Annotated in this window: 20 protein-coding genes and 1 tRNA gene; 16 read left to right on the top strand and 5 right to left on the bottom strand. The window is 42.3% G+C overall.

Going from position 1 to position 24,852, the window contains the following annotated elements:
• Nucleotides 1-5: 5 nt before the first annotated feature.
• The 9 genes from C4S38_RS07955 to C4S38_RS07915 all read left to right on the top strand — a co-directional run bounded on the left by C4S38_RS07955 (nt 6) and on the right by C4S38_RS07915 (nt 9,426).
• Complete coding sequence (locus tag C4S38_RS07955) at nt 6-1,592, top strand: S41 family peptidase (protein ID WP_103983360.1); 1,587 nt, start codon at nt 6-8, stop codon at nt 1,590-1,592.
• 5 nt (nt 1,593-1,597) lie between these two features.
• Nucleotides 1,598-2,128, top strand: coding sequence for a chromate transporter (locus tag C4S38_RS07950; RefSeq protein WP_103983281.1), 531 nt, complete (start codon nt 1,598-1,600; stop codon nt 2,126-2,128).
• A 3-nt stretch (nt 2,129-2,131) separates the two neighbouring features.
• Nucleotides 2,132-2,683 carry a chromate transporter gene (locus C4S38_RS07945; protein ID WP_103983280.1) on the top strand — a complete coding sequence of 184 codons (552 nt, stop codon included), beginning with the start codon at nt 2,132-2,134 and terminating at the stop codon, nt 2,681-2,683.
• A 166-nt stretch (nt 2,684-2,849) separates the two neighbouring features.
• Nucleotides 2,850-4,169: a TolC family protein gene (locus tag C4S38_RS07940; protein ID WP_103983279.1), complete on the top strand. Its 1,320-nt coding sequence runs from the start codon at nt 2,850-2,852 to the stop codon at nt 4,167-4,169.
• 12 nt (nt 4,170-4,181) lie between these two features.
• Nucleotides 4,182-5,399: an efflux RND transporter periplasmic adaptor subunit gene (locus C4S38_RS07935; RefSeq protein ID WP_103983278.1), complete on the top strand. Its 1,218-nt coding sequence runs from the start codon at nt 4,182-4,184 to the stop codon at nt 5,397-5,399.
• A 4-nt stretch (nt 5,400-5,403) separates the two neighbouring features.
• The gene (locus C4S38_RS07930) at nt 5,404-6,144 is read left to right on the top strand and encodes an ABC transporter ATP-binding protein (RefSeq protein WP_103983277.1); all 741 of its coding nucleotides are present in this window, start codon (nt 5,404-5,406) and stop codon (nt 6,142-6,144) included.
• Nucleotides 6,145-6,156: 12 nt separating this feature from the next.
• Nucleotides 6,157-7,377: an ABC transporter permease gene (locus C4S38_RS07925; RefSeq protein ID WP_103983276.1), complete on the top strand. Its 1,221-nt coding sequence runs from the start codon at nt 6,157-6,159 to the stop codon at nt 7,375-7,377.
• 217 nt (nt 7,378-7,594) lie between these two features.
• Complete coding sequence (locus C4S38_RS07920; RefSeq protein WP_103983275.1) at nt 7,595-8,662, top strand: sensor histidine kinase; 1,068 nt, start codon at nt 7,595-7,597, stop codon at nt 8,660-8,662.
• Complete coding sequence (locus C4S38_RS07915) at nt 8,662-9,426, top strand: LytR/AlgR family response regulator transcription factor (RefSeq protein ID WP_103983274.1); 765 nt, start codon at nt 8,662-8,664, stop codon at nt 9,424-9,426. The genes C4S38_RS07920 and C4S38_RS07915 overlap by 1 nt, the downstream gene beginning before the upstream one ends.
• A gap of 343 nt (nt 9,427-9,769) precedes the next feature.
• Here C4S38_RS07915 and dacB read toward each other — a convergent pair whose 3' ends face one another.
• Nucleotides 9,770-11,230, bottom strand: coding sequence for a D-alanyl-D-alanine carboxypeptidase/D-alanyl-D-alanine endopeptidase (dacB, locus tag C4S38_RS07905; RefSeq protein WP_103983272.1), 1,461 nt, complete (start codon nt 11,228-11,230; stop codon nt 9,770-9,772).
• A gap of 50 nt (nt 11,231-11,280) precedes the next feature.
• On the opposite strand from dacB, the gene C4S38_RS07900 reads away from it, so the two are divergent.
• The 6 genes from C4S38_RS07900 to C4S38_RS07875 all read left to right on the top strand — a co-directional run bounded on the left by C4S38_RS07900 (nt 11,281) and on the right by C4S38_RS07875 (nt 15,656).
• A complete protein-coding gene (locus tag C4S38_RS07900; RefSeq protein WP_103983271.1) occupies nt 11,281-12,426 on the top strand; it encodes an AI-2E family transporter in 1,146 nt (381 codons plus the stop codon).
• Nucleotides 12,427-12,504: 78 nt separating this feature from the next.
• Nucleotides 12,505-12,577, top strand: a tRNA-Lys gene (locus C4S38_RS07895).
• A 119-nt stretch (nt 12,578-12,696) separates the two neighbouring features.
• Nucleotides 12,697-12,873, top strand: a complete 177-nt coding sequence (locus C4S38_RS07890) for a Lin1244/Lin1753 domain-containing protein (RefSeq protein ID WP_146059462.1) — start codon at nt 12,697-12,699, stop codon at nt 12,871-12,873.
• Nucleotides 12,874-12,989: 116 nt separating this feature from the next.
• Nucleotides 12,990-13,238 carry a hypothetical protein gene (locus C4S38_RS16040; RefSeq protein ID WP_103983269.1) on the top strand — a complete coding sequence of 83 codons (249 nt, stop codon included), beginning with the start codon at nt 12,990-12,992 and terminating at the stop codon, nt 13,236-13,238.
• Between the two features lie 138 nt (nt 13,239-13,376).
• Nucleotides 13,377-14,531: an acyltransferase family protein gene (locus C4S38_RS07880; RefSeq protein ID WP_103983268.1), complete on the top strand. Its 1,155-nt coding sequence runs from the start codon at nt 13,377-13,379 to the stop codon at nt 14,529-14,531.
• 144 nt (nt 14,532-14,675) lie between these two features.
• Nucleotides 14,676-15,656, top strand: coding sequence for a linear amide C-N hydrolase (locus C4S38_RS07875; protein WP_103983267.1), 981 nt, complete (start codon nt 14,676-14,678; stop codon nt 15,654-15,656).
• A gap of 135 nt (nt 15,657-15,791) precedes the next feature.
• Here C4S38_RS07875 and C4S38_RS07870 read toward each other — a convergent pair whose 3' ends face one another.
• From C4S38_RS07870 to C4S38_RS07855, 4 genes are all read right to left on the bottom strand, one after another.
• The gene (locus C4S38_RS07870) at nt 15,792-16,811 is read right to left on the bottom strand and encodes an AI-2E family transporter (RefSeq protein ID WP_103983266.1); all 1,020 of its coding nucleotides are present in this window, start codon (nt 16,809-16,811) and stop codon (nt 15,792-15,794) included.
• A gap of 136 nt (nt 16,812-16,947) precedes the next feature.
• Nucleotides 16,948-17,889, bottom strand: coding sequence for an outer membrane beta-barrel protein (locus C4S38_RS07865; RefSeq protein WP_103983265.1), 942 nt, complete (start codon nt 17,887-17,889; stop codon nt 16,948-16,950).
• Between the two features lie 18 nt (nt 17,890-17,907).
• A complete protein-coding gene (locus C4S38_RS07860) occupies nt 17,908-21,117 on the bottom strand; it encodes an InlB B-repeat-containing protein (RefSeq protein ID WP_103983264.1) in 3,210 nt (1,069 codons plus the stop codon).
• Nucleotides 21,118-21,363: 246 nt separating this feature from the next.
• Nucleotides 21,364-23,049, bottom strand: coding sequence for a Na/Pi cotransporter family protein (locus C4S38_RS07855; RefSeq protein WP_103983263.1), 1,686 nt, complete (start codon nt 23,047-23,049; stop codon nt 21,364-21,366).
• Nucleotides 23,050-23,131: 82 nt separating this feature from the next.
• Between C4S38_RS07855 and C4S38_RS07850 the strand changes: the two genes are divergently transcribed.
• Nucleotides 23,132-24,799, top strand: a complete 1,668-nt coding sequence (locus C4S38_RS07850; RefSeq protein WP_103983262.1) for a nucleoside kinase — start codon at nt 23,132-23,134, stop codon at nt 24,797-24,799.
• Nucleotides 24,800-24,852: the final 53 nt, after the last annotated feature.

The following is a 24,852-nucleotide window of genomic DNA, read 5'->3' as shown; positions in this document are numbered from 1 at the left end:
AACGAATGAAACAACTTATAGTATTGCTCTTGGCAGTCGTAACGTTTACTTCTGTCAAAGCCCAGCCGGTAAATCAAGATGCCCGCAAGTTATCCATGGCACTATATGCCATTTCCAATTTATATGTAGACCCCGTAAATGACAGTAAGCTGGTTGAAGATGCTATCAAAGGCATATTAGATAAACTAGACCCTCACTCAAACTACATGGATCCGGAGGAAACGAAAGAAATGAACGAACCTTTACAAGGGAACTTTGACGGTATCGGCATTCAGTTCAATATGCTGACAGATACATTATACGTCATCCAGGTAATTCCCGGCGGACCATCCGAAAAAGTAGGATTAATGGCCGGCGACCGTATCATTATGGTTGACGACACACTGATTGCCGGTGTAAACATGAAAACAACAGACATTATGAAACGTTTGCGCGGTCCCAAAGGAACGGAAGTAAATGTGAAAGTGCAGCGCAACAATAAACCGGAATTAATAGAATTCAAAATTACCAGAGGCAAAATTCCGGTATACAGTTTAGACGCGGCTTATATGGCAGACAAAAATACAGGTTATATCAAATTAAACCGCTTTGCCGCTTCTTCGGCTAATGAGTTTCGTGAAGCTTTGGAAAAGTTGAAGAAACAAGGCATGAAAAATATGATTCTGGACTTGCAAGGCAATGGCGGAGGCTATCTGAATATTGCAATCGATTTAGCTGATGAATTTTTGGGTAAAGATAAACTTATCGTCTATACCGAAGGCAGCAAACAATCACGTGAAGAAGCAAAATCCACCAACCGGGGAGGTTTCGAAGACGGACGTCTTGTTGTATTGGTAGACGAAGCGTCTGCTTCCGCCAGTGAAATTCTGTCAGGTGCTGTTCAGGATTGGGATCGCGGAGTAATTGTAGGCCGTCGTACTTTTGGTAAAGGATTAGTGCAAAAACCAATCCCCCTGCCCGATGGATCCATGATCCGCTTAACCGTTGCCCGCTATTACACACCAACCGGACGCTGTATTCAAAAACCTTACGAGAACGGAAAGATCGAAGAATACCAGCACGACCTGATAGACCGTTATAATCGTGGAGAGCTAATGAGTGCAGACAGTATTCACTTTCCCGATTCAATGAAGTATAACACATTAGTTAATAAACGCACGGTTTATGGCGGAGGCGGAATCATGCCCGACGTTTTCATTCCGGTAGATACGTCCCGTTACACAGACTATCACCGCAAACTGGTAGCATCCGGGTTAGTAAATCGGGTTGCGATGAATTTCCTGGATCATAATCGTGCAAAAATGACAAAGAAATATCATAAATTCCCACAATATAAGCAGGATTTCATCATCACGGATGATATCATGCAGGATCTCCTGAATATGGCAAAAGAAGAGAAGATCGAGTTCAACGAAGAGCAATATAACCGCTCCAAGCCGCTTATCATGCTTCAGATAAAAGCCCTTATTGCACGTGATCTATATGATATGGCTCAGTATTTCCAGATCATAAACGATGACAACGCAAGTTATCAGGAAGCCCTCCGCATCATTAACGATCCGGCTGCATATTCTACTATCCTGACAAAATAATTGCTATGTATTGGACGCTTTTTCTGACATTCGTTAAGATCGGGACATTTACTATCGGAGGCGGCTATGCTATGCTTCCGCTGATTCAGCGTGAAGTGGTAGACAAAGGATGGCTTTCGAAAGAAGATTTTATCGACCTATTCTCGGTAGCACAGTCTTTACCGGGCATATTTGCCGTAAATATCTCCATCTTCGTGGGATACAAACTAAAGAAGACTTTGGGAAGTATTGTATGTGCGCTGGGCACCATCCTCCCTTCCTTTTTTATCATCCTGGCAATTGCCCTGTTCTTTACCGGGGTTAAGGATAACGTATGGATAGAAAAGGCATTTAAGGGTTTACGTCCGGCTGTGGTAGCACTGATTGCGGTTCCATGCCTTACCACTGCCCGTTCCATCAAGCTAAGTTATGCACAGATGGTCATTCCAATCGGGGCGGCACTGTTAATATGGTTGGGTAATATGTCTCCTGTATGGATTATTCTGGCGGCTATCATTGGCGGGTTATATTACGGATTAAAAATAAAAAAGTATTGAGTTATGATTTGGTTGCAATTGTTTTACGTATATCTGAAAATCGGAATCTTTGGATTTGGCGGCGGATACGCTATGCTTTCCTTAATCCAATCGGATGTTGTAGACCAATACAAATGGATCTCATTACAGGAATTTACCGACATTGTAGCCATATCCCAGATGACTCCGGGGCCTATCGGCATCAACAGTGCCACCTACATAGGTTATACGGCTATCCATAATGCCGGCTATTCGCAAGGTATGAGTATATTGGGCTCCAGCCTGGCAACTTTTGCCGTGTGTTTACCTTCCTTTATATTGGTACTGATTATCTCTTACTTCTTTTCCAAATTCAAAAACAATAAATATGTGGCCGCCGCTTTTACAGGACTACGTCCGGCCACAGTAGGATTAATAGCAGCCGCAGCCCTGATGTTAATGAATAAAGAGAACTTTATAGACTATAAAAGTTTCCTTATCTTCGGAGCAGCTTTTCTTCTTACCTGGAAGTTTAAAGTCAACCCGATACTGATGATTTTACTTGCCGGTGCTGCAGGAATCGTACTTTATTGGTAAGAGAATACAACCAAGCTCCGGTAAAACTACAATGAACAAAACGACCTATTGTCGATAGATTTAACACATTTGTCTATACAAACCGCCTCTCCTTCTACTATAATTGTAAGAGGAAAAGCAGTTTTTTATTTTTGCTTTCGTAATACAGACAGAAAACGAAGGCATTATGAAACAATATTCATTCTTATTAGCATGTTTGTTTTTCCTCAGTACAGGAATGAAGGCACAGGATCAACCAGACAAATGGACACTCCGCGACTGCCTGAACTATGCCTTGGAACATAATATCCAGGTGAAGAAAAGCAAAGTGACCCACCTATCCGGTATAGAAGACACAAAACAGGCAAAAGCACAACTGTTTCCTTCGCTTAACGCATCCGTTACCCAGGGATATGTTAACTACCCTTCTTCCGATGCCATAAGCAATAACAGCTATACGGGAAACTACAGCGTCAATGCAAATTGGACTTTATTTGATGGCGGACGCCGTACCAGCAGCATCAAGCAACAACAGATACAAAATAAAGTAAACGAACTGAGCATTGAACAAAACGAAGACGACATCCAGATTTCACTTATCCAGACCTACATGCAAGTATTGTATGCAATGGATGCTGTCCGGATTAATGAAAATACGGTGGAAGTTTCCAAAGCACAACGCGACCGCGCCGAAGAACTCTTCAAAGCCGGTTCCATATCCCAGGTAGATTTTGCCCAGCTCGAAAGCCAATACAGTACAGACAAATACCAACTAGTAGTAGCCCAAACCAATCTGGATAATTACAAATTGCAACTAAAGCAATTACTGGAACTGGATATCAATGCAGACATTCATTTGGCTGCCCCGGATATCACCGAGAAAGAGATCATGTTTCCCCTACCCGATAAGCAAACAATCTACAATACATCATTGGCTGTAATGCCGGAAGTAAAAAGCAGCCAACTCTCTATAGGCATTGCCGAACTGGAAAAGACAAAGGCACGTGCCGGTTATCTTCCCTCATTATCGATGAATGCAGGCATAGGAACCGGACATCTGTCAGGTACCGATTACACCTTTGGCAGTCAGATGTGGAATAAGTTTAACGAAAGCATAGGTCTTACATTAAGTATTCCTATATTCAGCAACCGGGAGCACAAGACAGCCTACAACAAAGCAAAACTAGCTATCACAACCAGCCAGCTCGAACTGCTTAATACACAAAAAGCATTGTTGAAAACGGTTGAAGGTATTTACCTGGATGCAACTTCCTCGCAAAACCAATATTTATCCGCGTCGGAACGTCTTAAATATGTTTCGGAAAGTTACAAGCTGACCGAAGAACAATTCTTTCTCGGAATGAAAAACACGGTGGAACTGCTGACAGAGAAAAACAATTACCTAACCGCACAACAGGAAGTATTGCAATCCAAATATATGGCGGTAATGAGTATACAACTGTTGAATCTCTATCAGAAGAAACCAATTGATGTGGGAATGAAATAAAACAGATCAGATATGAACAAAAAGAGACTAATTATCGGTATTATCGTCATGTTGCTCATCATTGGAGGAGTCTATCTCTTTATGGGCAAATCATCAAAAGGCGGTATAAAACTGGAGACGGCCAAAGTGGGGCGTGGCTCCATTACCAATACGGTTACAGCCACAGGCGCCGTAGAACCGGTTACCGAAGTAGAAGTAGGTACACAGGTTTCGGGTATCATTGATAAATTGTATGCAGACTACAATGATGTAGTAAAAGCCGGACAGCTAATTGCCGAAATGGATAAGGTAAACCTGAAAGCAGAGCTGGCATCAGCACAGGCCGGGCTGGCAAGCAGCAAAACGGAATTCGAATATCAACAAAAGAACTATGCCCGCAGCAAAGTACTCTACGAAAAGAAGCTGATCAGTGATTCCGACTACGAAACTGCAACTTACAACTACGAGAAGGCAAAAGCTGCATACGACCAAAGCCAGGCAGCAATGGTAAAGGTTAACCGCAATCTGGAATACGCAACCATCACCAGCCCGATAGACGGCGTGATTATAGACCGTGCTGTTGAAGAAGGGCAAACCGTTGCCGCGGGCTTTGAAACACCAACCTTGTTCACCATCGCCGCCGACCTTACCAAGATGCAGGTAATAGCCGATGTAGACGAAGCTGATATAGGCAACGTACAAGACGGGCAACGTGTTAGTTTTACCGTCGATGCTTACCCTAACGACGTATTTGAAGGCAAAGTGAAACAGATACGTCTGGGCGACAGCAGCAATAGCAACACAAGTTCGACATCTTCTTCTTCCACTGTTGTAACTTATGAAGTCGTTATCACAGCCGACAATCCGGACTTGAAGCTAAAACCCCGACTGACAGCCAATGTTACGATTTACACAATGGAACAAGAAAACGTGCTGACTATCCCTACTAAAGCCCTTCGCTTCGTTCCTGACGAAAATATACTTACACCAATGGGCATTACAGTCACAGATATAAACAAGGAAACTCCCGCAGGGAAGCGTTTGATATGGGTCAAAGAAGGGCAGAAGCTGCAGCCTCGCACTGTTACCGTAGGCTCCACAAGCGGCAATCATATCGAGATAACAGAAGGATTGAAAGAGGGAGAAGAAATAATAGTAGACCTCGCTTCTGCCACTGTAACCCCGTCTCCCGAAATGGCAGAAAAGAGCCCGTTCATGCCAGGCCCTCCGGGAAGCAATAAAAAGAAATAAAGCAATGAAAGAGATCATCAAACTGGATAATATCAAACGTGACTTCCGGGTCGGCGACGAAACCGTACATGCCTTACGCGGCGTCTCCTTCACCATACACGAAGGCGAGTTCGTCACCATCATGGGAACCTCCGGATCAGGAAAAAGCACGTTGCTAAACACACTGGGTTGCCTCGACACACCTACGTCCGGCGAATACTATCTGGATGGTGTTTCTGTCAGGACGATGGGAAAGAATGCCCGTGCAACGTTGCGCAACCGTAAAATCGGCTTTGTCTTCCAAAGTTATAACCTGCTTCCGAAGACCACCGCAGTAGAAAATGTGGAACTACCCCTGATGTATAATCCGAATTACAGTGCCGCAAAAAGAAAAGAAAAGGCAGTCAACGCACTGATTGCCGTTGGCCTGGGTGATAGATTAGAGCATAAAAGCAACCAAATGTCAGGAGGGCAGATGCAACGTGTAGCCATCGCCCGTGCACTGGTAAATGATCCGGCGGTAATACTTGCCGATGAAGCAACAGGAAACCTGGACACGCGGACCAGTTTCGAAATATTGGTATTATTCCAGAAGCTGCATGCCGAAGGACGTACTATCATCTTCGTAACACATAATCCGGAAATATCCGGGTACAGTAGCCGCAACATCACGTTGCGGGACGGACACGTTACTTCCGACATGGTAAATACCAACGTACTGGACGCAGCAGAAGTGCTGGCACGATTACCAAAAAACGATGATTAAAATAAAGCAAAAATGAACGGGACAAACTTAATAAAGATAGCTCTCAGGGCACTTGCCAATAACAAAATGCGCGGATTCCTGACAATGCTCGGCATCATTATCGGCGTGGCATCCGTCATTACCATGCTCGCCATCGGGCAAGGCTCGAAGCGAAGCATACAGGCACAGATAAGCGAAATGGGATCTAATATGATAATGATCCACCCGGGAGCCGACATCCGGGGTGGCGTACGCCAGGATGCTTCCGCAATGGAGACTCTAAAGCTCAACGACTACGAAGACATAGTAAACGAAACACGTTTCGTTTCATACACTTCCCCAACGGTAAACAGTAGCGGACAAGCCATTTACGGAGCCAATAATGCCCCGACTACCGTTTATGGCGTCAGCCCCGATTATCTGTACATCCGCCGTTATAAGATACAAGACGGAGACATGTTTACCGAACAGGATATACAAACCGCAGCCAAGGTTTGTGTCGTAGGTAAAACCGTTGTAGACAATCTTTTCCCGGGAGGAGAAAATTCGGTAGGAAAAGTAATCAGATTTCAGAAACTACCTTTCCGCATCGTTGGAGTGCTGGAAAGCAAAGGATATAATAGCATGGGAATGGACCAGGATGATCTAATCTTAGCTCCATACACAACTATACAAAAGAAAGTTCTGGCCATTACCCATTTGCAGGGCATTACCTGTTCGGCCCTAAAAGAAGAATACACCGACCAGGCCATTGATGAGATAACGGAGATACTCCGCCGCAACCACAAGTTGAAAGAAGGTGCAGATGACGACTTTACAATCCGTAGCCAGCAGGAGCTGAGCACGATGTTGACAAGTACTACGGACATGATGACAGTGTTGTTGGCGGCTGTGGCGGGTATTTCGTTGCTCGTTGGTGGAATTGGCATTATGAATATTATGTACGTCAGCGTTACGGAACGCACCCGAGAGATCGGTCTCCGTATGAGTATCGGAGCCAAAGGCATCGATATACTGGCGCAATTCCTGATAGAATCCATACTTATAAGTGTAACTGGCGGTTTAATAGGCGTAGTATTGGGTGTCGGGGCAGCCCTTGTTGTTAACGGGGTTGCCCATTTCCCAATCTACATTCAGCCGTGGAGCGTGGTTCTTTCGTTCGCAGTTTGTACCGTAACCGGTGTATTCTTTGGATGGTATCCGGCCAAAAAAGCGGCGCAACTCGATCCGATTGAAGCCATACGTTACGAATAAGTTCCGGTTCCTTTAAGTATTATATAAAGAAGAAGTAGCCACTTTGTGCCAAGCAAATAATCGTTCTCCAGTCAGCGGACAACCGTTCGACGACCGCCGGACGACTGTTCTCCGGGCAGCGGACGATTGTCCGGCGGCCGTCGAACGGTTACTACTTACCGACAAAAACACGACCAGATACTATATAAAACAATAGCAATTAACTATCTTTGTTTTTATGAATGCAACAGAAAACATAGCAATACCGGCAAAGCCGCCCTACAAAGGAGTCGGACGTCTGATTCATATTGTAGCCTGGGGATTACTGTTCGGCCTCCCGTTCTTCTTCACCGGCAAGCAACAACAAGAATTGAACCTGCTAAACTATGTCCGTTCGGAAATAGTTCCGTTGTCGTTTATGCTTGTGTTCTACGTAAACTACCTGCTGCTGGTGAATCGTTTTTTGTTCTCAAAGCATCCGTGGCGTTTCTTTTCCAGCAACATACTGTTGATAGCTTTTACAATGGTTGCGGTGCACTTGGTCTTTCAGTTACTTCCTCCCCCGGAATGGCATCATCCCCGACCGGAACGTGAATGGCAGGACGTAGTAGGTTTCTTAGTCGTAAACGTCTTCCTCTACACATTGGTAGCCGGGCTGAGCGTTGCCATAAAAATGACCGGTGGATGGTACGAAATGGAATCTATGCGCAAAGAGCTGGAGGCAAGCCGCGCTGAAGCCGAGTTGCAGAACCTGAAAAGCCAGCTTAACCCGCACTTCCTTTTTAATACACTGAATAATATTTACAGTCTGATTGCCATTAGCCCCGAACGGGCACAAGGGGCCGTACACGACCTGAGCCGCCTGCTTCGTTACGTACTTTATGAAAGCAGCCAGCCACTTGTATCGCTTGAAAAAGATTTAGACTTCGTCCGCAACTATGTAGAGTTGATGCGCATCCGCCTGCCGGAACATGTCCAACTCAAAACAAATATCCAGGAAGATACAACAGGCGTATCAATAGCTCCGTTACTATTTATCTCTCCTATCGAGAACGCATTTAAGCATGGTGTAAGCAACAACAAGCCGTCTTTTATAGACATAGATATATATCAGGAAAAAGACCGCATTACCTGCACCATCCGCAACAGTTATTTTCCCAAAGATGCCACGCAAGACAAAAGCGGTTCGGGCATCGGGCTTCTCAATCTCCAACGCCGTTTGGAATTACTTTATCCCTCCCGTCATATCTTCACATACGGACGGGAAGGAGAAGTGTATAATTGTACGTTAGAATTGAAATTATAATGGAGTTAACTTGTGCCATAATAGATGATGAACCGTTGGCTGTAAGCCTGCTGGAAAGCTATGTATTGAAAACTCCTTTCCTGGAACTGCATGGTAAATACAATAGCGCCGTCAATGCGCTACCTGAGCTTAGCATCAAACCTGTCGACCTGTTATTCCTGGATATTCAGATGCCAGAGTTGAGCGGTATGGAGTTTTCACGAATATTGGGCACAGGCATCCGTATTATTTTCACAACAGCTTTTGAGCAATATGCAGTAGACAGCTACAAGGTTAATGCCCTCGACTATCTGCTGAAACCCATCAGTTACCCGGACTTCCTGAAGTCTGCAAATAAGGCGCTGCAATGGTATGAGCTATTGCAAAGCAACGAACAGGCGGCAACCAAACCGGATAGCGAACATATACAAACAACCTCATCCGCACCTTCTTCCATCGAAAGCATTTTTGTCAAGACAGAATACAAGCTGGTACAGATAGAGCTACGCAAGATACTCTACATCGAAGGCCTGAAGGACTATATAAAGATATATGTTGAAGACGAGCCCCGTCCTGTCCTATCGTTAATGAGTATGAAGTCGATGGAAGAGATGTTGCCGGCAGATCATTTCATCCGCGTGCACCGTTCATTTATCGTACAACCCGAAAAGATAAAAATTATTGAGCGTAACCGCATCGTATTCGGCAAAGAATATATTCCCATCTCCGACAACTATAAACAGAAGTTTATGGAATTTCTGGGACAAAGATCGTTATTGCCTTAAAATCTGTATATTTATAAATCTGCAAATATGTACTTTTGAAATGTTGCAGCTCCAAGATTCGATGGAAGTTGTTTCGACGGCTCAAAAGGTAGAGGGCATAGCTAATGCAAGATTTTTTATTAAACCGGAGGCTTGACCTTGCATTAGCGTACATGCCCGACATTACCTTTGCCGGAAAAATAACAACGACAGAGAACGTCAAGGGACGTACAGCTAATGAGGAAGCCCGGTTAAGAACGAAAAGGAATAATTCAGCAACCAATGTTTTTTCCTATCTGCCGGCTGAAAGCCGATGCTTAAATTCTATACTAATGGTCGACCGGTTTTTCCGTGCGTCTGGAACTTAAAACAACTGCAACAGCAGCCGTTCCAGCTCTTTTGTCATTTGTCCCATATTACATGAATAGTTATTGGAGAAAACAGCAACCGCATACTTCTTTCCGCCTACGGTAATATAACCGGCATAGCTTCTAACACGGGTAATACCGCCACTTTTTAAACGTGATTTGCCTTGCAGCTTCGAGCCTTTTAAAAAATTGCGAACCGAACCTTCCAGACCAGGTTGCGGCAGAGAAGCAATAAATGCATCAGAAACACCCGACTTTGTGGCCATATATACCAACATATCCGTAATAAAACGGGCAGAAACTTTATCGGCTGGCGCTAATCCGCTACCGTCATACATCCACAAGGGAAACGTATCTATACCTTTCTTCTCCCAATATTCTTTTGCGACACGCACGCCTCGCTCAAAAGAAGAGATCACCTCATTTTTCTTCGGCTTATATTGCAAACCCACCGTTTTCAGCAGCGCATCAGCAAATAAGTTATGGCTTACGTGGTTTGTAACACTCGCTATTTCAGCCAAAGCCGGAGAATAAGTAGTCACAATCACAGTCTTTCCCGCATTGTCATTCCACCTGTCCTCTTCTTTCTCTATCCGGTAGCACGAAGGCGTACCCGAAACCATAATTCCTTCATTACCTAACACATCAGTCAGATATTGTGCCATGAACAAAGCAGGATCAGGAATATCGCCCTTCAACTGATAACGGTCTCTATTAGCCGGTAACACTCCATACAAATAACGTTCCGATGAAAACGGAGCACCAATAATATATGCACTATCAGACGACACAGGACTTGCCGTCATATAATTATGAAAACGGATATACGAAACATCGGGATCACTGTCAACCAACACTGGTTTACTGCCCGCCAATCCGGTTTTAAACGATAGCCTATACATATTATCAAATATTGAAATGCCGTAACTTCCGGGTGCATAATAATTACCCATATCCTCACGCAGCCATTTGATAGAAGAGCCTTCGGAATCAAAGATACTTTCGTCGGAAATAACAGCTCCTTCTATCTTGCGTATGCCGGCTTTATGAATAGCATTGACCCAGGTTGGAAGAAACGAATTGGCTTCTTGCCCGAAATGGGAAGATCCTAATGAAGGATCGCCGCTGCCTTTAATATATAAATTGCCTTTCAGCACACCGTTTTCAATAATGCCATCATATTCCAATGAAGTAGGAAAACGATAGTCTTCTCCTAAAATTTCAAGGGCAGTAGCCGTAGAAACTGTCTTCATCACAGAAGCAGGAGAAACCTGCCTGTCTTCTTCATAACTATGTACAATTTTCCCGTCCTGCAAATCCTTTACAACAAGAGAGAATGTCGCTCCCTTCATATACGGATTACGTAATAATTGTTTTACGGGTTGCGAAGTCTGTGCATTTGCAGGCCAACATAAGCAAATCAACAAGCAGAAGCCTAATATTTTAATGTGTATCATCTCAATCTATTTTACTTTACTATCTTTGTGGCAAAGATAAAAAATTAAATATGAACCCACTATTCGATAAACCGTTTACATTCGACAGAGTAGTGCGCATTCTGTTCAGCGTAGCAACCCTTGCCGGCATTATCTACCTGATCGCACTATTGCGTAATGCCTTATTGCCTTTTCTTATCGCCTGGCTACTTGCTTACCTGATGCAACCATTTGTCCGGTTTTTCCAATATAAAATGAAATTAAAAAGCCGTATACTAGCAATTATCGCAGTATTATTATCCACCATATTGATTATTGCATTAATGGGAATAATAGTAGTGCCGTCTGTCACGCAAGAGATAAACCGGACGCTTGAACTCATGAAAGAACATAACGGTTATAATCATATACCTTTACTACCAAGTGCCTGGGTAGAATTTATAGACAAGCATGTCGACCCGGAACAGTTGGTACAGATAATGAGCAAAGAAAATATCGAAAATGCAATTAAACAAATTGCTCCCCAAATGTGGGTATTATTGACAAATACTTTTTCCGTCCTCTTCAGTATTACAATTATCTTTGTAATCTTCCTGTATTTTATATTCATTTTACTGGATTACGAACGCATTGCCAATGGATGGATTCATTTAATACCATCGCGTTACCGTCCATTCGTTCAAGACTTGGCCGAGGATGTAGAATATAGTATGAACCGCTACTTCCGCGGACAATCATTAATAGCGCTGTGCGTTGGGATCTTATTTGCTATCGGATTCAAAATCGTAGGATTTCCGCTGGCCGTAGTGTTAGGTTTGTTTATTGGATTCCTTAATCTGATTCCATACATGCAAGCAATCGGAATAATCCCCATGGTTTTGTTGAGCCTCCTTAAATCAGCAGAGACAGGGGAAAACTTCTGGATGATATTCGGTTCCGGCATTTTAGTTCTGGGAATCGTACAATGCATACAGGATTTATACCTTACCCCCCGTATCATGGGAAAAGCTATGGGAATGAATCCTGCCATTATTTTATTGTCTTTATCTATTTGGGGAACCTTGCTCGGTTTTGTCGGACTGATTGTAGCCTTACCGCTTACCACCCTGTTTTTATCCTACTACAAACGTTTTATCCTCATGGAAGAAAGTAGTGTAATTGATAAAAAGAAAAAGAATCCAACAGCATCAGGCGAAAAAACAGAGCCTGAAAAGTAAAAAAAATGCGCATAGTGTTGCATATATAAAAAATTTCCCTACCTTTGCACCCGCATTACAGAAGTAACGCATTAGGATGATTCGCTAGCTCAGCAGGTAGAGCACATCCCTTTTAAGGATGGGGTCCTGGGTTCGAACCCCAGGCGGATCACTGAAAACAAAAGAGAAATCAAGCAAATCCCTGATAATGTCTGATTATCAGGGATTTCTTTTTTTTTCTGGCAGGTAGCAGAAAATAGCCGTTTCAAGCATATTATCGGTGGATAAATCGTGGTAAGGAAATACGGTGCGGATGGGGTTATGCTTTATATCACGTTACTCTGCGACATTTATGCCAATAGTTATTACATAGAAGTTATGGACGATTATCTGTTCGATTTATCCGAGCAATTGGATATAGACAAACAAAAAAAACGCTGGAATACCTTCTTTTTATGCTTGAAATAGACCTTTTTCATCAAGGGATATTCTCATCCAAGCACATTCTCACCTCTAAAACCATTCAGAAACGCTTTGTATTGACAAAATAGGAACGTAGTATAAATCAGTCAATCGCAAAAAAAATGAAAATAATTAATCCTGCAATAATCCCGATTATTACTGACAAAACCCTACAAAATAATGCTTTAAGTACACAAAGGAAAGGAAATAATGAGAGAGTAAACGCGCGCGAGAAATTGAAAATGTCGCAATGGCAAATGAGTCTGAAAATTTTGCCACGCAATGCGAACAATGGAAGACCGAGTTGCTTGCCGATGACGACTGGAAGGCTTCGGCTTGCCGCCAATCAACACTTGGCATTTGTTTTATAATGCCATGATCCCCGGTAAAGGGCACATACGGGCTAACAAATAGATATTTGCCGACCTTTTTTGCTTTTGAGTAAAAAATTTCGTTTTGCAAGCCGTATCTTTGTCGTCTGGAAATATTAATTAAATAACAAAAAACAAATGTCGAACATTTCTTCTGCAGCTTTTGCAGACACCAAAGCGCATTATGACCTTCTTGACGGATTTCGTGGCGTGGCGGCTCTTATGGTCATATGGTATCATATCTTTGAAGGCTACGCTTTTGCCGGAGGTACCATGATCGAGAGCTTCAACCACGGATATTTAGCCGTAGATTTTTTCTTTATCCTTTCAGGTTTTGTTATCGGTTACGCTTATGATGATCGCTGGGGCAAGAATCTTACAATGAAAGATTTCTTTAAACGTCGTTTGATACGTCTTCATCCTATGGTAATTATGGGAGCTGTCCTGGGCGTTATTACATTCTGCCTTCAAGGCAGTGTGCAATGGGACGGAACGCATGTCGCCATATCGATGATAATGTTATCTCTGCTTTGTACGATATTTTTTATTCCTGCAATGCCGGGGGTAGGTTACGAAGTCCGTGGAAATGGCGAAATGTTCCCGTTGAACGGACCTTGCTGGTCGTTGTTTTTTGAATATATAGGCAATATCCTTTATGCCTTATTTATCCGTCGCTTGTCAAACAAGGTGCTGACCGTACTTGTTGTATTGTCGGGAGTGGCATTGGCATCATTTGCCATTTTTGATGTCTCCGGTTATGGAAACATAGGAGTGGGTTGGACATTGGACGGTGTAAACTTTGTGGGCGGATTATTAAGGATGCTTTTCCCGTTCTCAATGGGTATGCTCCTGTCGCGCAATTTCAAGCCTTTTAAGTTGAGAGGAGCGTTCTGGATATGCACAATTATATTGATAGCCTTGTTCTCTGTGCCTTATCTGGGAGGAAAAGGAACGGTTTGTACAAACGGTATTTATGAAGCATTTTGTATAATTATAGCTTTCCCCATCCTCGTCTGGCTAGGAGCATCCGGAAGTACGACAGACAAGAAATCTGCAAAGATATGTAAATTCTTGGGGGATATATCTTATCCGCTCTATGTGATACATTATCCTTTTATGTATTTATTCTATGCGTGGTTGATCAAAAATCAGCTTTTCACTTTCGGCCAGACCTGGCAAGTCGCTTTGTGCGTTTACGCATGGAATATACTGATAGCATATCTATGCCTGAAACTCTATGATGAGCCTGTTCGGAAATATCTGACAAAACGTTTCTTAAACAAGAAACAATAACAGGGATAACTGCAACAGGAGGGCGCAGGGCGAGTTACCGGAAACAGCACTTCACTACTCCATGTACCCAGATTAAACTTTACTGATTTTCCATTGTTAATACACTAATAAAAGATTCACGGAAAATAGTAATAGTTCAAAATTATGTGTACAAGAGTAGTTTATTCAGGAACAAACGGGATGGTAGCAACCGGCCGGACAATGGATTGGAAGACAGAAATGCATAGCAATCTCTGGGTATTCCCCAAAGGAATGGAGCGTAACGGAGAGGCTGGAGCTAATTCCCTGAAATGGACTTCCAGATATGGCAGTGTGGTTACTTCAGCTTTCGAAATAGCAAGCACGGACGGAATGAACGAGAAAGGGTTGGTTGCCAATTTACTCTGGTTGCCCGAAACCAAATATCCGGTCAGAGATAAAAACAAACCGGGGCTTACCATAACGGCATGGGTACAATATATGCTGGATAATTTTGCAACTGTGGAAGAAGCGGTTTCTTTTATCAAGGAAGACACATTTCAGGTAGTATCGGATATGATGCCGGATGGTTCCCGCTTGGCCACACTACATCTGTCTGTTTCGGATGCAACAAGCGACTGTGCCATATTCGAGTATATAGATGGAAAACTAACCGTTTACCACAGTAAAGAATATAAAGTGATGACCAACTCGCCAACATATAATAAGCAGCTGGCTCTTAACGAATATTGGAAATCAATCGGAGGACTTAGCTTTTTACCGGGTACGAATCGTGCATCCGACCGCTTTGCAAGAGCCAGCTTTTATATAGATGCACTACCTAAAACGGACGATGAGAAAATAGTTATCGCCAGCATATTCAGTGTTATACGCAACGCCTCTGTGCCTTACGGCATATCCACCCCCCAAAGTCCGGAGATATCCACTACACAATGGAGAACAGTCTCTGAAAGCAAGAATCTTATTTACTTTTTTGAATCAAGCTTAACTCCCAATACTTTCTGGGTAAAGCTACGGGATTTAGACTTATCAGCAGGTGCTCCGGTGCTCAAATTGTCTATTGCCAACGGCGAAACTTACCACGGTAATGCCGCCAAGGAGTTCAAACCGACCCAACCTTTCAAATTTATGGGTGTACGTGATTAGCCCTTTTAGCAATACTCTCCTGGTTTTATAACATACAAAAAAGGCAAAACAATGACACAGGTTAAGATCAAACGGGTATATGAAGAACCGGTGCATAATCATGCACGTATATTACAAAGTTTTTTAGAGTCCGGATTATGAACTTTGCTTATTATCGAGATATTCTTTTTTAAAGAGATCAACACATAAAAAGAATATCGACAATAGTAACGGACCAAAAATAATACCCATAAATCCGAATAAAGATAGACCGATAACTACACCAAATATAGTAATCAACGGATGTGTGTCCGCCATTTTCTTCTGTAGAATAAAGCGGATCAGATTATCTACATTCGTAATTACTACAAGTGCATAGATTGTCAGCCCGATTGCATTAATCCAATCGCCTGTCAAAGCCATATAAACAACCAAAGGGAACCAAACCAATGCTGTTCCCACAATAGGGATGATAGTTGCTATACACGTGAGAAAACCAAACAGGACAGGATCAGATGTCTTGAATATAAAATAGCCGATCAATGCCACTAACCCCTGAATAATTGCCAACAAAGGAATGCCTATGGCATTGGAAGTTACTATCATATTGATTTCACTCAGTATGCTTGATTTATTCTTCGGGTTAAAAGGCAATATATCATATATATAGCTTTCCATTTTACGTCCTCCTATCAACATGAAATACAGGACAAAAAGCAATACAACAATATTTACCACAAAACTGCTGATACTCCCCATCAGCGCTTGTCCTATCTTAGGAAGTATTCCGGCTACCGACATCAGGTTCTCTTTATCCAATACATTAAACCCTGTTTTCTGCTGAATCAGATCAATTACATGTTGTGCATTACTTATCAATGCACCCGTATCTAAGTTGACATATTGTATTTTATTTATCAACAACCACACAGCCAGTGAGATCGGAATAAGAAAGCAAAGCACGGCTTCTCCCAACATCAGCAGAGCTACCCAACTATGGCGAAAACGCCTTTTTTCCGTCAAATACAACATCTGCTTCCGAACCAGAGTATAAATTGTAACCGCACCAAGTAATCCGCCAAGAAAAGGCGTTATTTTCAAAAACAAGATAATGCCCAGAACAAGAATAATCGTAATAAGTGAGTATTGCCAGTATTGTTCTTTTATATTACTCATGATAATATTTCTTTTTATTATAAAAACAAATAAACAAACGGCAAAGTTTATCCACCGTATTAAAGGGAAGCGGCCGCCTCCAAAAGGAAACGACCGCTAATTGAGAAAGACTTACTAAATTGCGTCAATTATTGAGTTATAGTTTAAAGCGCAAACCAATCTTGGCTCCAAAAGAAACAAGGTTTACTTTATTCGTAAAATGAGTATTTAGCAAACCATCGTAAGAAATACCTTTCCCTACATTGTTATCAGCATCCGGATGATAGTTTTCAGGAGCCGTCAATAAAGATTTACTTTTCTTTTTCTTCAAATCATTAAATCCATAATCAAAATAACCGCCTAACAGCAAATCCATATTTTGGCCCAAGTCAACCATAAAGCCTAATTCCAATGAACCAGTCACGCTCATCTGTAATTTTGCATTCCCTTTCCCATTCAATACATTTTCCGGAGTTTCGGTTGTACCGAAGCCATGTTGCGGAACCGGCTGTAATCCCGGTGCACCGACATCTTCAGGAATATGAGCATAATATCCTGATACATTCAGCTTGGTTTCTTTGTTATCCAGAAATGAATATTTAGCCCGGATAGGGAATTGCAGTTTAACACCAAGTCCGGCGTACATTCCCCATCGTTGAGTTTCCCCAAACCACGTCTGATACTTTCCCATAACCGGAATATCCAGAAAATAACCATATTGTTTCTCATCCCAGTTTGCCAGGCGGGCTCTCAACTCATAATCCTTCGGATTGCCGGATATATCATCATTGTCTATCTGCATTCCAAGACTGGAATAGTCATCTTTCGATATGGTTCCATTTGTATAAACCATCGTTTTAAAATGGGTAAAGCCCAGGCCGGACGCGATTCCCCAGTGTTCATCAAAGAAATAACTGTATTCCAGATTCATTCCATAACCCACTTTCGAATCGCGGTTCCCGTCAATGCCTTTCAATTTATAATTTAAAGAAGAACTACCGACATTGCCAGTCACCGAAATATAAGAACCACTTTCTTGTGCGGTAGCAGTAAATGCCATTACTGATATGGCAACAAACAGATAATATATTTTATTCATGATTTCCTGATTTAAATGTTATTTTACAATAAGTTTTTGCGTATATACCTTACCCGAATGCAGACGTATATGTACAATATAATTTCCGGATGGAACAGCTGCTACGATGTCCGTTCTCTGACCAGCAGATTTACCGGAATAAACCCGGCCGCCCGACATGTCATAAATATAGATCGGCACATTTGCCTGATTATCTTCCATACCGTTTATCTCAACTGTAATCGTTTCATACGGTTTTACCGGATTCGGATATACACGAACAGACGACGACTTTGTTTGTCCGTCAAAATAAACCGGGCAACTCTCATCGAAACTTCCATCCGGATAGTATGCACGCACAGAATAGCTTCCTCTCAAACCTTCCGTATCCGTATAATATATACCATTACCATAAGTAGATACCGGCATGCCGTCTTTATACCATTGAAACGATTTATACCGGCTATCCGTATTGGTAACATATAAAACATCATCCCACTTTATTTGTATTTGTAAAGCATTCTGAATGACGTAAACCGTATCACTATTTATATAACCGCAAGTTCCTGCCACCTGTACATAATATTCTCCTTTTGTTTCATTAGAAATCTCGGCTTCGTATACATTGCCGGTTGCTCCGGAAATCGGGCGTCCATTATGATACCATTGATAAGCCAGCCCGTGACCGGCCGCCGATACAGTCAGCTCAAAGACAGAGCCATTACATACAGATTCCACAGTCTGGGGATGTTCCAATATCTGTATACCTTCCAATACCTCAAATTCAAACGGATATTCTTCTATCAGTTGAGGATTCTCTTCACATTTAAGTTTCAAAACTCCCTGATAAAGCCCGTTCGGTACAGAAGCCAGAACTTCAAACACAAAATATCCAGCCGGCAGTAATATATATTCTTCCAGGTCTTTAAACCCTGCAGCCTTCGCATCTTCAGAAAAAGCAATAGCATAATGCATCGGATTATCGGTATAAAGCGTATTAAATTCACCCCTGACAACCTTCTCTGTCGGACAAACAGCTGCCAAATCCATCAATTCCACACCCGGCACAGGATCCGTTCCCGGTCCGGGAATATTTATCTCTTTCCACAAGGCTGTTAAAGAAACATTTTGTTCGGGCATAGTAAACGTATATCCGGCATGATAAACCCTGTTATCATCCGAACTATTCCATCCCTCAAACAAATAACCTCTTTTGGAAGGTTTGTCCTCTGCAACCGTATAAATCGTGCCTGCTTGTACCTGTTGGGATGCAGGTACAGTTCCGCCCGTATTTTCATTTCCATGATAAGATACCGTGTAGGTATTACCACCGTTCCAGAGAGCTTTCACTTTTACATTTTCCGCCACTTGGGTTGCAGGATTCCAAGGTGTATCGCTACCATCGTCTAAAACCCATCCTCCAAACGTATAAGTGTCGTGAACAGGATCAGCAGAAGGAGAAGTTACCGTTGCATCCGTATGAGTAATTTTAAAATACTTGCTTGTATTAACATTCACGTCCTGGGCATAATATTCCACACCGGTATAATTCAACGAAGGCAACCCGTTCCATCTGCCTCCATTTGCATCAAACCGGACCCAAAGCATTTCTACAGAACCTGCATCCGAAGAACCGTTTACCCTGGCATAACCTCTTTGATCAGCAGGTTGTGAAGGTGTTACAACAGAACCGTCAGCCAAACCAAAGATGCTTTCATTGTCATTCGGTAAAATAGGGATTGTTTGCAGTAATACATAATAACCGGTTGTATTGTCATTCGGATTTCCGGCATAAACGTTACTTTGGTTGTCTTGTAAAACCGGAGTCGAAGTTCCAAAGATATTCATGGTCGTAACATTATTTGCCAACGGTATACCATCGTCAATACCGATATTGCCTCCTAAATCATTAAGCACACCATGGCTTGTAATAGTAATATTCGCATAATCGCCCGGCATTATATCGTCGTTTTCATCCGTCACATAATTACCGGCCAGAATATTGTTTTCCATCGACAATTCCGGATAAACTTTATTCGAACCGGTATCATAATGATAAGCAATAGCGCCACCCCGTGAACCACCTAAAGCTGTCAGTTGAGGATTATTTTTCCCTGAGGCTTTATTCCCTACAAATGTATTATTCTTCAGATCGGCTTTCGTCTTTTTAGAAAACTGGATAGCTCCACCACCGGCATCTGTAGGAGGATTATTATTGGAAATTATGCCCTGTCCCCATGAAATATTACTATAAAATGTATTATTTGAGATCGTATTACTACTATTTGTGCCCCAGTTTTGTATCATCAGCGCACCGCCGTCATCATACGACTCATTAGACACAAATGTCGAATTTGTTAACGTAAAATTATGGTCACCATTATCTGAATATAACCCAATCGCACCAGCATCTGCCCAAGGGCCATAATTGGCGCCACCCGGATTCACTGTTTTATTTCCTTCAAAATAACAGGCATCGATTGTGAAATTGGCCGTCGGCGGATTTACGATATGAAAAGCGATGGCTCCGCCCAGATGCTTCGTACTGTTATACAAAAACACACTGTTCCGTATATCGACAACAGAACCGCTGCCACCTACTTTTACATTGATTGCACCTCCGCTGTAACCGGTACCATTAGAACTATTCCTGTTGAATGTGGAATAGTCCACATTCAAAGCCTTAATTCCTCCTTCAAAACACAAGGCTCCACCGGCCAATGGGCTATAGTTATACTCGAAAGTAGACTTTTCTATTTTCAGCCGGTTATTAAATGCTCCGTTTATAGCTCCATAATTACGTATATGGGTAAAATGAACATTACCGAAAGAAATCTCTCCGGTTCCGCTAGCTATTTCCACACCACCGCTTTCGGCAGGCGAAGGAGTTCCGGCATTCTCATCGTAATAACCTCTCAGTGTCAGATTACGGAATTCAATAAAACCATCACCTTTGGTTACCTTAAAATGTCGGCTACCCGGATTAGGTAAAAGCTCCAGATTATTTCCATCGATAACAATCCGGCTCGAATTGGTATTTGCCAGAGTTATTACATTATCTAACGTAGAAGGAAACTGGCTCGAAAGTGTAATTGTAACTGTTGTACCTCCTGCCGCATCAGCCACCGCATTTTCTAATTCGCTCTGAGAACTGACTTCTGTTTGTGCAAAAAGAGGTTTCCCTAAATTACCAAGCAGAATCAGAACAAAAAGCAAGAAATACTGTCTTTGGGTAAAAATTGACTTCATAAGCTACTGTTTTTATATATTGTTTATAATGCTTTTATCCCGGAACTCCGTCGGGCATAAAAATACAGCAGCGCATTTGGAAGAAGCAGGCTAAAAATGTGTATTTGCCTGGATTGACATTTCTATATCAGCCGAATATACTAAACATTTACACTTATTTTGAACAATTATATAAAAGCAGGGCTGCTTGTTGCAATAAATAGAACAAGCAGCCCTGTCTTCGTATCACTTTCCGTGTTTGGGAGATTATATTTTCTTATCTACAACGGCTTGCATTACATTAATCACATAATCACCCAGTTTCTCACTCTCGCTAACCATATCCATGTAATATACACCATCCTGATATTGATATTTCTTATTGTTAATGTCCTCAATATTGCGATTCTTCAACTGGTTGCGGTAATTGTTGATTTCATTTTCAATATTATAAGACGGGTTGATATCGTCATGTACCAGTTCCGGCTTATGCAAAACGATATTCATGCGTTCCAATGCTTTCGTCACGAGATCAAACATGTGATCCATATGTTTGTTCTGTTCATCAGAAAACTCGGAATTGAACTCATTTCTTCGCTTTATTGTACGGGAAAGATTGTTACACGCGTCGGCAATACTTTCTATTTCAGAAACAGCACGCAGCATGATACGGATTTCTTCTTTACTCTCGGAACTCAAACGGCCTTCGGAAACCTGCGTAAGATAGTTGGCAATCTCTACTTCCATCCGGTCACTGATATTTTCATATTTCTCCACCCGTCCGTACGTTTTAAGAAAAACTTCTTCATTTTTTTCATAAAACAACTCTTTCACCATGTTGAACATACGTGCCGTGCGTTCTGCAAACAACGTAATTTCTTTATGAGCCTGCAAAATGGAAAGTTCTGCCGTAGACAGCATGCCGCCGGTGATATAGCGCAGACGATATTCTTCATCTTCCGGTTTTCCTTTAATCAATGAACAAACTGTTTTCTCGATCAGACCAAGAAACCATATCATAATAAATGTATTACTGATATTAAATGCTGTATGGAATGCTGCCAGTTTAAACGAAACGGCAACAGCAGGATCAGTAATCTTCATAACATTAGTAACAAACCATGACACGGCACTCGTAAATGGATAGAACAAAACAAGCACCCATATCACCCCGAAGACATTAAAAACCAAATGGGCCAAAGCTGCCCTTCGCGCTTGTGTATTACCTGTTAAGGCCGCTAAGTTTGCAGTAATAGTAGTTCCTATATTTTCGCCTAATACCAAAGCTACGCCCAAATAATAGTCTATCCACCCGTTTGCACACATGATCAATGTAATTGCCATCGTAGCAGCCGAAGCCTGTACTATCATAGTCAGCACGGCACCGATAAACAAAAACAAAATAATGGAGAAGAAGCCCATATCCGTGTAGTTTTGCACAAAAGCCAGCATATCCGGATTCGCACCCAAATCGGGTGCATTTGCCTTCAAATCCTGAAGGCCCATAAACAAAAATGCAAAACCAAAAATAAATTCACCTAATGATTTGCGGGAACTTTTCCCGGAGAAGAAGAGCGGAAGCCCAAATGCGAGGAGAGGAAGTGCGAATGCTGCGATGTCTACTTTAAAGCCGAGTGCCGAAATAAGCCATGCTGTAACGGTTGTCCCGATGTTGGCGCCCATAATGACTCCGATTGATTGGGTAAGCGTTAATAACCCTGCATTTACAAAACTTACCACCATCACGGTAGTTGCCGATGAAGATTGAATCAATGCCGTTATCAGTACTCCAGTTAATACGCCCGTCACCCTGTTTGTGGTCATTGCGGTTAAAATCCTTCGCAAACTGTCACCTGCGAACTTCTGCAATCCTTCACTCATGATTTTCATTCCGAACAAAAACAAGGCCAGCGACCCTATCAGCCGGAGAAAATCAAAAAAAGAATAGTCCATTTAAAATTTGTTTAAGTGGATGTATATCCGATTAATATTCCTAACTTTAGGGGACAAAATTATAAATAATAACTGAGATACAATGTCTGAAACAATTACAATTTATTGTAAAAATAACAATGTTTACAAAGAAGTTCCCGTCGGATCTTCACTACTTGATATATATGCAGCCGTTGCTGCTCCGCTTCATTATCGTCCGATGAACGCACAAGTCAACAACCGGACAGAAGGATTGAATTTCAAATGCTGGAGGCCAAAAGACATTGAATATGTCGATTATACGGAGCTTTCCGGATTGCGTACTTATGTACGTTCCTTATGCCATATTTTTTCAAAAGCAGTAAACGATGTTCTTCCTTGTGCCACGTTAAATCTGGAACATCCTATTTCCAAAGGTTATTACTGCGTTATTCACAACGGCAAGGATATAGATCAGGAGACGATAAACAAAATAAAGAAACGGATGCGTGAAATTATCGACGCCGACCTTCCTTTCCATCTTAAAACCGTACGTACCGTAGATGCCGCCGTATTGTTCCGCGAACGGGGAATGAATGACAAGGCACGTTTAATAGAAACAACCGGAATGTCGTACACTTCATATTACGAATTAGACGGATATATAAATTTCTTTTATGGTTGTCTGACTCCATCTACGGGTTATATAAACCTGTTTGACATTGTTCCTTATGCCGACGGTGTTTTACTCCGCATCCCCAAGCGGAGCAATCCCCTGGAACTGGAACCTGTCATCCCTCAGGACAAAATGTTCGAAGCATACAAAGAACATCTTACTTTACAACGTACTGTGGGTTTAAACAATGTAGGCGACCTGAACCTGGCCATTGAAAAGGGACTTTCACGCGAAATCATACTTGTTTCCGAAGCCATGCAAGAAAAGCAGGTGGCAAAGATAGCCGAAGAAATTGCCCACCGTTATAAAGACGGTGTACGTCTGGTTCTGATTTCAGGCCCGTCATCGTCAGGAAAGACAACTTTCTGCAAACGGCTGGAAGTACAACTTACCACCAACCTGCTGCATCCGGTAGGTATTTCTTTAGACGATTATTTCCTGAACCGGGAAGATACACCTAAAGACGAAACGGGCGATTACGACTTTGAGTCGCTTTACGCGCTCGATTTGCCTTATTTCAACAGTGATCTTAAGAAGCTGCTGGCCGGCGAAGAGATAGAACTACCCAGCTTTAACTTCGAAACCGGTTCACGTATTTATAAAGGGAAAAAATTGAAACTGCATGACAATTCCATACTTGTTATCGAAGGCATCCACGCTTTGAATCCGGAACTTACGGCGTTTATAGACGACAAATACAAATATCGTGTGTATGTTTCCGTCTTGACGTCTATTTCTTTAGATAATCATAACTGGATACCGACAACAGACAACCGGTTGCTTCGCCGTATCATCCGCGACTATCGTTTCCGTGGTTACTCGGCACAAGAAACCATTTCGAGATGGCCCAGCGTACGCCGCGGAGAAGACAAATGGATATTCCCTTACCAGGAAAATGCAGACGCCATGTTTAATAGTGCCATGCTATACGAACTGGCTGCACTCCGCCGCTTTGCCGAACCGATTTTATCGGAAGTCAAAGAGAGCGACCGCACAAATGCGGAAGCCTATAGATTGCTTCGCTTCTTGAGATACTTTAATTACATACCGGATGAAGAATTACCCGGAACCTCTTTATTGAGAGAATTTTTAGGCGGAGGAAGTTTCAGGTATTAATAACAAAAAAGGAGCTGTATCAAATTCGTATTCATGGAACACGGATGATACAA

This window comes from Parabacteroides chinchillae, assembly GCF_900108035.1.
In the GTDB taxonomy this organism is placed as follows: domain Bacteria; phylum Bacteroidota; class Bacteroidia; order Bacteroidales; family Tannerellaceae; genus Parabacteroides; species Parabacteroides chinchillae.
Note: the sequence above shows the minus strand (reverse complement) of the source record. Positions and strands in the feature narration are given on the sequence as shown.